Below are 13,409 nucleotides of genomic sequence, written 5' to 3' on the forward strand. Positions count from 1 at the left end.
GACGAAACTGTAGTCCTACAGAGAGCCCGGAAACTTATGGACGAAAAGAAAGTGAGAGATGCGTTGTCACTCCTGCGCTCTGCTCATCAGCAAAATTCGCTGTCCGTCCATGGATTGGAAATCCTCGCTTTCTGTTACTCCAAGGCGAAGGAGTACCGAAAGGCTATCTCCATTTATCAGCAACTATCGGCCAAAGATCCGAGCAAGGCAAAATGGTTCTATTATCTTGGATACCAATACGGATCCTTGATGCAGGTAGATGAAGCAATCAAGAACTATCGAAAGGCTCTCTATTTATATCCCAAATGGATGAAGCCTTTTCCGGAACTTGTAAGGCTCCTGAAAGAATCCGGAGATAGGGAAGAATCTATTAAACTCTGTCGGAAAGGGATACAGCTGTACAAAGAACTGATTCCTGATTTGCAGAGAAAGTATTCGGACTGCTATGCAGAATTATGTCTATTCGCAGCTCAAGCGCTTGTCACAATTGATAGAGCGGGCGCGGACGCTCTCATGCAAGAATACATCACGCTTCGCACAGACGATCTGAACTCTTTATATGTATACGGAAGTTACCTGCTTGATAGCGGAAGGCCGGAAGAAGCGATTGAGTACTACCGTCGGGCTCAAGCGCGTGGCCTTACCAAGGAGTATGTCCCTCACAAGATGGCGAAGGCATGGTTGATGCTGGGGAATACTGATCAAGCCTTGAAGACATACGAGACTATTCCACTCCAGAAAAGAACGGGGTACATTCTCAATGGAATGGGTAAATGTTTCGCAAAAAAGGGCAACAGCCAGGATGCCTTGCTGTACTTTTACAGGGCTGCGAAGTCTCAGGCCAAATGGTATCACTACCGTGATGTCGGCCTTGCCTTAGCTGATCTCGGCGCAACAATTCAGGCAATTGGGTTTTTGGGACGGAGTAATGAAATGTACCGACAGGAGACAGGCGACGATTTCACAAAGCTTGTCATGAAAATTGAAGAGCTACGACAGGTGCCTAATACGACTCATATAAATCTCAGCGAATTTGATCCCGCTGTTCCGATCTCTAGTTGCGGGAGTGTTGTAGAGTACAATCCGAAAAGAGGATACGGCTTTATAAGGGACGACAAGGACAACGGAAAGCTCTTCTTTCACGTTAGTGAAGTAAAAGACCGCATGGAACCTCGGATTGGGCTGCGAGTAAAGTTTGTAAGGGAACACGGTGAAAAGGGGCCGGTAGCCCGGAAAGTCCGACCAGGTAAGCAGCTGTAAGGGCGATAAACAGGCTAAGGGGGCCTTATCGATGGAGTGCGTCGGCACCTTTTTGTGAGAATAAACTATGGACAGCGTGAATAAGGCTATCGCAGATATTAAGTCACAGTTGCAATGGCCTGTGGAGTGCAAAATAAGCGATCTAGAAAACCAGGCACCCAGTTGGTCCCTGAGTTATACGCATAGAATTTCTTATCCCAAGAACACATGTCTGCTCGACATACTGCACGAACACCTGCATGCGCTGGACCGCGAACGCTTGCCAGCTCAGTATTCAGACGGGATTCCACCTATTGATAACTGCCCATGGGGATTCGAAGTGCGCGTCAATTACTATTTCAATGTTGTTCGTGACTGGACCGTCAACTTCCGAATAGCGACATTATGCCCCGACAGTGCCCGTGAGTGGATAGAACAAGATTACCATGATAAACTGAACATAATTCAGCAGGCTAGAACCCCGGAGGACAAGTTGATCGTTGGGCTTGCTTTTGCAGAATACGCTAAGTTTCTTGGTAAGTCGGACATCCCAACCATTGAAGACAAAGACATTCAGCGCGTCTTCGAGGTTATAATTGATGTCCCTACTGAACCAAATTTAGACGAACTTCATATCGCAGTTGATGCTCTGGCATCGATATTTGACGAGTTTCGAGTCCAGAAGTGTATTGGAACCAAGGAAATATGGTACGTCATTCCAAATCTGTCTCCGGCTTGCGTTCAACCGAAAAAGTAGGAAGACACGCTAAGACCAAACATAGCGGGTAAATTAATCCATTTTAACAGCATGGATAGTCTGCTGTCGGAACGAACCTTCTCCGGGCACCATGATGCATCGAGTGCGTCTTTTACACCTATAAGGTACTGTTTCTGCTCACTCGACAATGCGGGCGGTCCGCCAGGCCGGTGATATCCCAGCCTGATGAGCGGGGCAAGGGTACCGCAATAAAATTCGACTTGTAAAATCGGTGCAACTGGATCACAATCAAGGTAGAGTGATTGCTCGGGATGGAATACGGAATCATTTGACTGATAGGGTGGCGTATTGTGCGCTTCACTTCTGAACTTTATAGGACTTGCTGCAAATATTTTTCTGAAGGGCCCCATGCCAGTGGCGCATTTCTCCGCGATTCGTCGAAAGACTCACGATGCCAGAAACAAAGATCAGATGATACCGATAAACTTTTCATGTAGGTAGGTTACTCTTGACCGTCCGGGGAACTAGAATCCCCATCGCTAGCGTGATTGTGGCTTTCTCCCAATCGTTGGTAACCTCTGAAGTTGGCAATTTTAGTGATTATTTGATGGACGAGTGAATCTCTACTCAACCTGCCGACGGAACTAATGCCCTGTATGAGGGCTACCGCTCTCAATTGCTTGGTCGAATAACGGTTGGTTTGTAGTCCTGATCTTATCTCATCGACCGGAAGCTCCTGGAGTTTATTGAGAATTGATCTTGCCGCGTCAAGCTCTTCCTCGCGAGAACCAACGTCAAGAGGCTTCCTCGATGGCCGGGCTCGAAAGCCAAGAACCCTCGAGAGCATAGGTCTTTCTTGCGTGTTCTCTAGGCGATCTCTTAATCTCTCAATAGATTCCTTTGTCGCAAGAACATCTTCCTGCGCTGGTAAACGCTCAACGACCTCCTTTAGATCGTTGAGGAACGTAAGCACAACAGACAGATGTTCTGTAATCTCACTTTTCTCTTTTTCGGTAGGCAGAGAACGAAGCAACTTGTCTATATCTGACAAAAACACTTTAATGCCACGATTGCTAGGTTCCTTCTTTTTTTGCATTTGCTCTAAAACCTCCCTAAGAACTCCTGTGTTATTTTCTGATACTCTCGTTTATTGCCGGCCCGCCTTGCATTCTGACTACCATGTAGCCAAACTGGCAAATTGTTTTCTGCTGCCTCGCTGTACCCTATTAGTTCAGTCGTATACACTGGAAAAACATAGCTCCCATTTAGAAGGTTCCTAACTTCTTCCATTTTACTAAAATGAGTGGCGGTAAGCAAGCTGCCGCCGATTCTAACCTTAACGAAAATGACGCCTCCAAGCTGTGCTATCTTGAGTGGATCTTTCGTGGAGCCTGCAAACGTCTGGGCTGAGCCTAGTAACTCACCTATTCGCTTGACTTTACTCTGTAGGATTCTCAATCCAATCGTTGAAAGATGATCTGGTATAGCAGAAATCACATACCAAGCGCTTGCTGCTAGGGCGTTCTGTGTCATCAAGTAAAGATTGGGCGGACAATCGATCAGAACATAATCATACTTATCTTCGACTTCTTGGATAGCACTATTTAGAAAAAGTCTTTCTCTAAGATACTCTTTGGATGATTGTCTAAGTGCTTCAAGGCTTGGAAAACTCCCAGAAACTTGGCCTCCACTAAGGTCTTCTCCAAGGAGATCTATGTCGCAAGGAATAAGATCGAGAGTATTGATTTTTAACGAACCAGATCCAACGGGCGATCTCCAAATATATCGTTTTGTATCGATAGCTTTCCTATTCAAGTAATTTTGATACATGGTCGCAATCGTGCCCTTCTTCTTCTTAACGTCTTCCCAGTCCTCGATTGTTGCACAGAGAAAGGTAAGATTCGTTTGCGGATCAATGTCGATAAGAAGTACTCTCTTGCCATGGTGCTGTGCAAGCGAACATCCGATATGGTATGTGGTTGTTGTTTTACCCACACCGCCCTTGTAATTAATGAATGAGATAACTTTGGCTCTCTGCATAACAAAACCCCCCTTAATTATAATTAGGCTTAGCGACTACGTTCTAGCCCTGTTCTTATTCAACATGCTATTAGCATTGGCGCCACCTCCATCGACGAATCCGAGCGATATTTAGCCAAAAAATTACCAAACGAGTTTCGGCTTTTTAAAAAACGATAAACTCTGTCTGTAAGAAAGGCAATAAATATGGCCATACAATCTGCTTGGCATCATTTCCTAATTCCGTGGTCAGCCCGATCCGCTTGGTCTTTCCGGACCATGAGCAATGACGGCTGCACCAATGGGTACACGTAGTTGAAATGTTCTCCCAAAAAGTAATAGGTAATGTCTTCTTCATCAAAGATAGACTTAAGAAAGGCAATGTCTCCGGTGTTGAATGTGCCGAGAATCTTTACAAACTCAACATACTCCGGAGTGGGTTCGCCACTCTGTTCCGGGACCAAAGCGACCCCGCAGTCAGCGCAGACGCCGACACCTTCTACATATTCGGTACGACATTTAGGGCAGAACATCTTCCCCTCCCTACATGTACCTTGCGCCGGTTTGTACCCGCCAATACCATCAAATTCTCCAACTTTTATAAAATTATTTCAAATACTTTTTGACAGGGCATTGTCATGGGGTTTTAGCCTTAAATGCGAAGGCGATTTTGGCGGCGTCTGCGTTAAGCGATGCAGGAATAGACGGGAGGCCCCTGGCCGTCTGGATTGCCGTAAGAACCGACTCATCGAACTTATTGTTGCCGGAGCGTTTGTCTACCGTAACATCAAGGACCTTGCCGTCTTTGCTGGCCTTAAGTACTACAAGCATGGATAGACTGCTGTCGGAGCGAAACTCCTCCGGGCAGTGCCATGATGCATAGAGAGCGTCTTTTACACCTATAAGGTACTCTTTCTGCTCATCCGACAATGCGGACGGTCCGCCGGCGCCGGTGACATCCCAAACGGCCTGATGAGTAGATCGGGTATCCGTGCTTGCACACGAAGCAAGCAGCGCCAAAACAAGCAATGCGTACGGGGCAATGTTACGTGAGATACGACCCTGCTGCAGACGGACAGAAATCATAATTCCTCCTTTATGATATCGGGGTCGCGCTTTTGTGGATGACAACGATGTTGAACGAATCTATTTTAACTACTTTGGCGGAATTATAGCAAATATTCTCTTGCCTGCCGCAAGGTCTATTGATAGATTTCCCTTCGGTGGCCGATGCGGACTATTGATATAATGGACTCGCGCCCACCCTTCAAGCGTTCCCTTGCTCTGTACAAAATACACAAAGTCTGTATTTTCTTCTTGAAATTAGATCAGGATTTGAAAATAATGTAGTAAAAAGCGATTGTTTGCGGATGGCCGCGATAACTATCTCTTGGATGTGTTTCTGAGTGTGCACGTTAATAGAAACGACGTACAAAGGAGGTGCAAATGCCCCACTCTGTAAGCATGAGAAACACCTGGGTCGCCCTGATCCTAGCGATGAGTATCGCATTCCCGTGCGCAGGACAGGATACATCGATCATCAGGAAAAGCCCTGCGACAGGCACAATCGTTCAACCGGCCCCCTCGGCGCAGACACCCAAAGCCAGTCAACAACCCCAAGCCGTGCAGACTCCGGCGAAGCAGGGCGCCCCGATCCTTAAGCAACAACCGGTAACGGGCGGAGCTATTCAACAGATAAGCCCTGCTCATGTGGCGCCCAGGACAGGCCTGTTACCCGGTGCCGGACAACCTCCTATCACAGCCAAAACATGCAAGAGCAACAGCGATTGCCCAACGTGGGAATGCTGGGACGGCTACTGCTGCGATCGCCATTGCATGGGGAAATGCGAATCCTGCGGTATGCCCGGTCATGAAGGCATTTGTACACCGGTCCCCGACGGTCAGGATCCGCGGCGCGCGTGCACGATTGTCCAGGGTGGACATCCCGCCTGCAATACTGCCTGCTATTCTGGCCAGTGCATGTGGCCGGACGTCGGCACGCCATGTGAAATCTGCGCTGTGTGCGACGGCACCGGCCGATGCACCAAGACACCGGACGATGACGAGCGCTGCGGTGTAATCTCATGCAAATCCATGAATGATGGGTGTCGAACGTACGAGGACATTCGGACATACCGCTGCGAAGGTTTCGCTTTATGCAAGACCGCCAACCTGGCGAACTGTACACGCTACACCGAAAATTACTCTTGGAAGGACTCGAGCGGAGTTTACCGCGAGTGCTCGTCCGGCAGAATAATGTACTGTTACAAAGACGGCATCCACCTGGTTTGGCAGGATGGACCGGTGATCAAGGAGTGTGCCAACGGCAACGTATGCAAAACCTGCAAGCCACAGCAGCCATAGAGACCTGAAGGCCGGACGGATCTTTATCTTGTGGAAACCGGTTCGCTATTTGCATACGGAAGCTGCCGCGGATTGAGGATCATGCGCGGACAAGGGAACAATGATAGACAGTCCCTCTACCCACAACAGCTTCCAGGCATCACTTAACTCGCCTTAAGCGCATCCAACACCGTCTGCCTGTCGAGCGGCATGCGTCTTTTGCGCACGCCCCAAGCGAGTTGGCCTCTGCACGTTACAGAAAGCTCTTGACATATTGTAGCTTATACACTACAATTGGTGTGTGCAGGCGTTTCCTTACGAACTGGAGTACTATATTACAGAGGATGGAAGGAGGCCTTTCAAAGAATGGCTGGACGGAATGAAAGACATCAATGCGCGGGCAAAAATACGTATCAGGCTGGACCACGTGAGACTTGGCAGTCTCGGAGATAGTCGTTCTGTCGGAGACGGTGTTCAGGAATTAAGAATCAACTATGGGCCTGGTTATCGTGCGTATTTTGCACATGAAGCAAACCGTATCATCCTTCTTCTCTTGGGCGGAGACAAAAAGACCCAACGGAATGACATTGTGAAGGCAAAGAGTTTTTTGCGTGACCTTAAAAGAAGGAGAACGTCATCATGAGTAGAAAGTCCTCGTATCAGAAAGATCTTATCGAATCGCTCAAAGATCCTCGTGAAGCGGCGGCGTATCTTAACGCCGCTATCGAAGAAAATGACCGCGCCATCTTTCTTCTCGCTCTGAGAAACGTGGCAAAAGCGCATGGCGGAATGGCTTCTATTGCCGAAAAAGCGAAATTGAACCGCGAGAGCCTGTACCGAATGCTATCGAAAAAGGGTAATCCGGAAATCGAGAGCCTCTACAGCCTTCTGAATGCCATGGGATTACGATTGGCTATAGAAACAGGCGAATCCCAGGCTGCGTAAGCCGTGCGTTGGTGGAAGCAACCGAGCGCATATGTACATACCAGGGGCAGCCGAATTCATCACCAATCTAACCTGAGCCGCACGTCAATTCACTAAACCGGTAAAGTTGTCTATTTTTCTTGAGGACTTAGGATAATTCCGCTACAATTTGAGATACAGGAAGTGACAGGTGGAAGGGGAGGAGATATTCAAAACAGTTGTATCAGCACGTACAAAGCATGGAGTAAAACAAGTGGCGGTGTTCGGTTCCTACGCGCGAGGCGACATGCATTTAGAGAAATATCTTGTACAGATCACCAATTGAAAAAGGAGGGAAATGTATGGGAAGAAGAATCGCGGGCAGTTTTTTATTTACGACGTTTATACTAATTTTCTTATTAAGCTCCGCAATGGCTTATGAAGCCCTGAACGGCCCCACAGGGGTGCTCAAGTACGACAAGGCCAAGGCCTATGACGGCTACACTCTGTTTTCACCCTCGACCAGTAAAACAGTCTATCTCATCGACATGGAAGGGAACATAGTCCATAAGTGGGAGACCCAGTACTTACCGTGGGCCACGATGTTGCTCGAAAATGGTAATCTTCTTAGGAGCGGAAAATTACCGGATCCCCCTGTGAACATGGGAGGAGTTGGAGGTAGCGTCCAGGAAATAGACTGGGACGGCAAAGTGGTCTGGGAATACAAGATGTTTTCACCAACGGAGGTGCAACATCACTGTTTTTCTCGAATGCCCAATGGCAACACCCTGGTCCTGGGTTGGGAGTACAAGGGTATTGAAGAAGCCCTTGTCAAGGGCAGGGACCCGAAGACGGTTCCTGCATCTGTTTTTGCAGGAGGAAAGTGGATCTACGGTTTCTGGTCTGACTTTGTTCGAGAAGTGGACAAGACAGGAAAGACCGTGTGGGAATGGCACGCCTGGGACCATATCGGCAAGGGTCCTACCAGGCTGGATATCAATTATAAACTCCCGGAACCGGTAGGCGAATACTATCCCAACTTCGACTGGACCCATTTTAACACCGCGGACTATAATCCCAAAACGGACCAGGTCATTGTGAATTCAAGAAACTTCAGCGAGACATATTTGATAGATCACAAGACCGGGCAGATTCAGTGGCGCTGGGGCAATCCCTGTGCCTATGGCCAGGGGAAATGCCCGTCCTATTACGATAACGGAGATCAGCAGCTTTTTGGATCCCACCATGCCTCCGTCCTGGATAACGGGAACATTCAGATCTTTGACAACGGCTCAGAAAGACCTGAAGGAAATCGCTCACGTGTTGTTGAAGTTAATCCGAAGACAAACAAGATCGTATGGGAATACTATTCAAACGATTCCACAAGCTTCTTTTCTTATCGCCAGGGTTCAGCGCAGCGGCTTCCCAATGGGAATGTCCTTGTCACATCAACCGCGAAGGGGCATATCTTTGAAGTAACACCCAAAAAGGAAATCGTGTGGGAGTATGTGATCCCGGTCGATAACGCTGAAGTCAAGTGCTTCCTGGAAGATGCTCCTAGAGCCAACTCCATGGACAATCAGACCCATAGATCCTATCGTTACGGCGCTGACTATCCCGGCCTGAAGGGCAAGGACCTCACCAAGAAAGTGCCTTTGACACCGGACTGCCCTGAGTTCTGGAAGCTCTACAAAACCACGAAATAGTGCGGGTTGAAGTGTCTATGGGAATAGATTGAATATTCATTTGACTTGAGGGCATATGCTTTATCCTGGAGGAGAAGCCATGGCAAAAGATCCACGATGAGATATGATTCATTGCAGGAGCTTCTCCCCGGGGATTGTGCAATGACTTTTGACGCGTCCTCTGCGTATGCCATGGATCTCTTAACGTGAGGAAAAAAGACTTCCGGCGGAATCGGCGATGAGGCTCACCGGCTCCGCCGGAAGATGGTCTTTCACTCTTCTAGATCTTCTGCTTTAATGCTTCCTTAACCGTTACAGGGTCGAGCGGCAGGCGTCTTATGCGAACACCCGTGGCGTTGAAGAAAGCGTTTGCCACTGCCGGTGCAACCGGCGGCACACCCGGCTCACCGATGCCTCCGATCTTATCAGTGCTCTTTACGATGTGGACCTCTATCTCCGGCGTTTCGCTCATGGAGAGTATCTTGTAATCGTCGAAGTTAGACGATTTCACACCGCCGTTTGCAAAGATCACCTGTTCTTTCTGCGCTGAGAGCTTACGCTATCTCAGGGGCTCATCATTCTTTCCAATTTCCGTTTTTCCACCGTATATTCCTGAATCAATCTCGCCCTCATGCGCTCAATCTCGCCCAGATCTTTCGCGTGTTCGCCGAGCGAGTCTGCGATTTCGGCATTTGCTCTGTACATATCCAGGTATTCAAAACTCTTCATTTCAATCGAGGCTGCGCCAAATGCCACGCCCGCCACCACAGAGGATTTGGTTGCCACATCTTCCGCCCTGGTCCATTCCGGCGCATGCGCCATTCTTACATTCTTGGGATCAAAGATATCGCCCTCGCGAACCCAGTCCTGACCTTCAGGCGTGAGTACTTTTCTGACCTCAATCGCATCATCTGCGAGTTCTTTCCCCACTTTGATGAGGCGGTCGGGATCGGCTTCTCCCTTCTTTATTCTTTCCAGTTCCTCAAGAAAGCCATTTGCCAGCTCCTTTATACGGGAGAGGTCCTCGACAGTTTCGAGGAATTTTTCCGCATTCCTTCTCTCCGCAGTGGCCGGCGCAGCTGCCCAGTCAAGTTTGCGGAGATTGACAAGCACAGAGAAAGCAAGACCCTGCGCCTCATCGAGCAATTCCTGTTTCTTCTTATCGCTTTCCTCTTTAAGCCTTGTCATTTCCTGAACGGCCAACATGCGTTCTTTGGTTTGAGCGTTAATGAGTCGATCGTAATAGTCGAGCAGCTCCGCCTTCTTTTTCACCTTTTGAAGCTGAAGCAATATCTCGGCGGAATCAGTCTTCTGGTTGAGCTCACTCTGTTTCACACTCACGTATTGGAGCGCCTGTTGTCCGCTTTTTGCCTGCGCTACCCAGCCGGGCAGATCACGCGCCGGGCTCGGGGGCTCAACAATCTTGAGCGTTTTGTAGACTTTATTAAGCTCACTATCGGGTTCTTTGAGAGACGGCACCGTCATGCTCTTTACAACCGGGACGTCAAGATAATCCCCCTTTCGCAAGTTCCACCAGTCTTCGACTCGCATATCCACGCCGCCCGCCGCCGTAATGATCGCGCCAACCGGTCCCGATTGGATAGCAATGGCCATATGTATGACCCCCGGGTAGTCGGCAGGGGGATTCCATGAACCACGTCCTTGCTCAGGGAAATGAAGTCGCGCGCCCTTCTTATTGATCCATTCGGCCACCGCCACAACCTTCATTGCTTCACGCATCTGCCTCAAGACTGGATATTCCCTGCTTATCTCATCATACCGGGCGCTAAGCTCCAGGGCGTATTCGGAGAGCAGCGGATCGGAGACGCTCTTTCCATTAACATACTTTTCGAGATTGAATTTCATCTTGAAATTACTAAAACGCATGGCATTGCCGTCCTGCGATTCTACGATGTCGATAACGCCCGGAGAAATCCAGGTGTGCCCGTCTGTTGCCGGGGCCCGCGTCTTGGTCCTGCGCCATTCAAAATACGTTCGATACTGCGGAACTTTGTTCTTGAGCTCAGGGATATTGGGCAAAGATTTGCAGAAAACATCGGCTTCGAATGCGGTGTGTGCCAGCAGTGACTGCGGCGGAAGGCCCGTAAATACGGGCCTTACTCGTGGCTCTACGTTGAGTATCTGCTTCATGATTGCGGGTGGAACGTAGACCTCAGATTTATTTCTGAACAGATCGTCATACGCATTTCTCAGCCATGCCTTCTGGTTCTCACGCGTCACGATCTCCGAAACAGCTTGCTCAAGGGCCGCGTCAAAACCGACACCGCGACTTCTCAACAGACGGTATCGCTGTATGTACGTATCGGGGTTCTGTCCGAAAACCTCCGCAATACCTCCGACATAAAGAGGCATGGCGTAATCCATGAGCTCAACCTGCGATATCTGACCCGCCCTGTAACGCCCCGCATAATCGGCTAACTGGTCGTAGATGCCGAGGACCCGTGCCAGCTCTTCGAATTCCTCCCGGCCCTGTTCTCCCCTGTTTAATGCCTCATCACGGGCCCCGATCAGTTGAAGCGCACGCGCCTCTTTCGTGCGTCCGGTCGCCTCAAATACTTTGCTGTTTGCATCATACCGGGTCATTCCGGCGCGCACCTGGGCGCCTCCCTGTTTCAACCACCATTCACCTATGGGTGTGAGTCGCCCGTTCTGATCGAAGATATCCCCAAGCTTATCTACCAGTTCACTGTCGCTTATCGTAAGCGCCCGGTCTACCTGCCTTTCTGAAGCTGCCGTCCATTCGAGGCTGAATATCGGCGACTTGCTTTCAAGAGCGGTCGCCAGATAGTCTAAGTAAGGAACAGCGGTGGAGTAATTGTTGCTCTCCCTGTGACCGAATAGAGAGACGGTGCCTGTTGCAGGATCGTAGATTGCTCCGTCGAGATCATCAAACGCGATAAGCGCCTGAAGGCTGTAAACGCCGGCCAGGGGTTGTGTTACGGTGATCACGGGGGTGCCCGAACCCGTAGTAGCAGATGCGTCGGCCATGCCTGATCTTGAGAGACTCGCACCCGGAGAACTGCCGGAACGCTTGAGGGCTGCTTGAGGAGCGCCTTTCTTCTGGGCTAATCTCCCCCCTGAAGATCCATAGGTACCATCACCTGGTTGCGGCAGGGGCATACAACCGGAGAGTACCGAAACTATAACGAGGGCGTACAATTTTAGCATCCAGCTCTTTCTCATCTTTTCACCTCAAGTTTTGTCATGATTGTGTAAGAATTTGTGGGGCGGCCATCTAAGGGAGTGTGTTCTAGCGGCAATATCATTTCCAAATTGGATTATATACGTTTTTTTGAAGAATGTGTACAGGTAAATTCAGACATTGTCAGACCGCTGCAGATTTGTGGATAGTCAGGTGTTCATAGGGCAATTGCTCGTGGGGCAGTACCTGAATGCTTTGGTTGTGATGCATGCCGGTGCAATACTGATGAGGCCGAGCTATCCGGAGGAATTGGTTTGCTTTTTCTCTCACGGTATCGGATGATATAGGGCCAATGATAAATCACACTTTACATCGGGAGAAGAAACATCATGAAAGCCATCATCATTTATTTTTCCTTGAGCGGAAACACAAAGAAGATTGCACAGGCCATACGGAAAGGTATGAGCCCCTTGCTCGAGTCATGCGATCTTGTTAAACTCAAGGACGTCGATAGTAAGCGCATCGAAAACTACGATCTCATAGGCATTGGGAGCCCCGTGTGGGGCGGACCCCCAAAACAGCTCATGTGGTTTGTTGAGGCCCTGCCTGATTTACATGGAAAATATGCATTTGCTTTTTCCACGCATGGCGCCCGCGGGGGAAGATTCTTTCCCGTACTTATAAAACTCTTGAAGAAGAAAGGGCTCAAGGTTATAGGACTACGTGACTGGTACGGGAGCGTGTTCCTTCCCATGATGCCCAAGCCATATTTCACGGAAGGCCATCCCGATGAGATTGATCTCGCCGAAGCAAGGGCATTCGGTGAAGAGATGGCTAAGCTACGGCTGCGTGTAGAGGCGGAAGGGCTACGGGCGGTCCCGCGCCTTCCGAAACTGCCTCTGCCTCGCGCAACCCGCCTCAAGAGGCCCCGACCAAAATTCAATGCTGAGAAGTGTACCTACCCTGCATGCACGCTCTGCATCGACCATTGCCCTGTGAACGGTATCGATCTCAATGCACGTCCTGTGGTCTTTGGCAAGAACTGCCATACCTGTCACTTCTGTGAGATGATCTGTCCGCAAGGGGCCATATCGGTTGACTATGATTCCTTCATAAAGAAAGGACACAGGCGCGGGAAGACCATTTACGTGAGTAGTCTCGCACAGGCTGAAGCAGAGGGGACTTTCAGGCCGCTCGTGCCGATTGAGAGCATACGCTGGGATATACCTTACTATAAAATCTATAGCGAGCACCCGCGTTATATCATCCCGGACGAAGATTGAGAAAGGTTTAAGGTTCACACACGTGTACGGGCGTCGCGTATTTTTCGATCTTTCAG

Annotated in this window: 13 protein-coding genes; 6 read left to right on the forward strand and 7 right to left on the reverse strand. The window is 49.3% G+C overall.

The features are described from left to right. Positions 1–36 precede the first annotated feature (36 nt). Positions 37–1,260: a tetratricopeptide repeat protein gene (locus VMT62_10115; protein ID HVN96774.1), complete on the forward strand. Its 1,224-nt coding sequence runs from the start codon at positions 37–39 to the stop codon at positions 1,258–1,260. 67 nt (positions 1,261–1,327) lie between these two features. Then, positions 1,328–1,996 carry a hypothetical protein gene (locus VMT62_10120; protein HVN96775.1) on the forward strand — a complete coding sequence of 223 codons (669 nt, stop codon included), beginning with the start codon at positions 1,328–1,330 and terminating at the stop codon, positions 1,994–1,996. A gap of 463 nt (positions 1,997–2,459) precedes the next feature. Here the strand turns inward: VMT62_10120 and VMT62_10125 are convergent, their stop codons facing one another. The 4 genes from VMT62_10125 to VMT62_10140 form a co-directional block, all read right to left on the reverse strand. Continuing rightward, entirely contained in the window at positions 2,460–3,053 is a 594-nt protein-coding gene (locus tag VMT62_10125) for a hypothetical protein (GenBank protein ID HVN96776.1), read from the reverse strand. 5 nt (positions 3,054–3,058) lie between these two features. Continuing rightward, a complete protein-coding gene (locus VMT62_10130; GenBank protein HVN96777.1) occupies positions 3,059–3,997 on the reverse strand; it encodes a ParA family protein in 939 nt (312 codons plus the stop codon). Between the two features lie 209 nt (positions 3,998–4,206). Beyond that, positions 4,207–4,509, reverse strand: coding sequence for a hypothetical protein (locus VMT62_10135; GenBank protein HVN96778.1), 303 nt, complete (start codon positions 4,507–4,509; stop codon positions 4,207–4,209). 103 nt (positions 4,510–4,612) lie between these two features. Further along, positions 4,613–5,062: a TonB family protein gene (locus tag VMT62_10140; GenBank protein HVN96779.1), complete on the reverse strand. Its 450-nt coding sequence runs from the start codon at positions 5,060–5,062 to the stop codon at positions 4,613–4,615. Between the two features lie 360 nt (positions 5,063–5,422). On the opposite strand from VMT62_10140, the gene VMT62_10145 reads away from it, so the two are divergent. From VMT62_10145 to VMT62_10155, 3 genes are all read left to right on the forward strand, one after another. Next, a complete protein-coding gene (locus tag VMT62_10145; protein ID HVN96780.1) occupies positions 5,423–6,340 on the forward strand; it encodes a hypothetical protein in 918 nt (305 codons plus the stop codon). A 618-nt stretch (positions 6,341–6,958) separates the two neighbouring features. Continuing rightward, positions 6,959–7,264: an addiction module antidote protein gene (locus VMT62_10150; GenBank protein HVN96781.1), complete on the forward strand. Its 306-nt coding sequence runs from the start codon at positions 6,959–6,961 to the stop codon at positions 7,262–7,264. 320 nt (positions 7,265–7,584) lie between these two features. Further along, complete coding sequence (locus tag VMT62_10155) at positions 7,585–8,928, forward strand: aryl-sulfate sulfotransferase (GenBank protein HVN96782.1); 1,344 nt, start codon at positions 7,585–7,587, stop codon at positions 8,926–8,928. On the opposite strand, the gene VMT62_10160 is transcribed toward VMT62_10155, so the two are convergent. The 3 genes from VMT62_10160 to VMT62_10170 form a co-directional block, all read right to left on the reverse strand. After that, the gene (locus VMT62_10160) at positions 8,910–9,101 is read right to left on the reverse strand and encodes a hypothetical protein (GenBank protein HVN96783.1); all 192 of its coding nucleotides are present in this window, start codon (positions 9,099–9,101) and stop codon (positions 8,910–8,912) included. The two genes, VMT62_10155 and VMT62_10160, sit on opposite strands and share 19 nt — an antisense overlap. An 86-nt stretch (positions 9,102–9,187) precedes the next feature. Then, a complete protein-coding gene (locus VMT62_10165; GenBank protein HVN96784.1) occupies positions 9,188–9,439 on the reverse strand; it encodes a hypothetical protein in 252 nt (83 codons plus the stop codon). A gap of 32 nt (positions 9,440–9,471) precedes the next feature. Continuing rightward, positions 9,472–12,111: a hypothetical protein gene (locus VMT62_10170; protein HVN96785.1), complete on the reverse strand. Its 2,640-nt coding sequence runs from the start codon at positions 12,109–12,111 to the stop codon at positions 9,472–9,474. 348 nt (positions 12,112–12,459) lie between these two features. Here VMT62_10170 and VMT62_10175 point away from each other — a divergent pair, with 348 nt between their 5' ends. Then, positions 12,460–13,353, forward strand: coding sequence for an EFR1 family ferrodoxin (locus VMT62_10175; GenBank protein HVN96786.1), 894 nt, complete (start codon positions 12,460–12,462; stop codon positions 13,351–13,353). Positions 13,354–13,409 lie beyond the last annotated feature (56 nt).

This window comes from Syntrophorhabdaceae bacterium (assembly GCA_035541755.1).
GTDB lineage: Bacteria > Desulfobacterota > Syntrophorhabdia > Syntrophorhabdales > Syntrophorhabdaceae > PNOF01.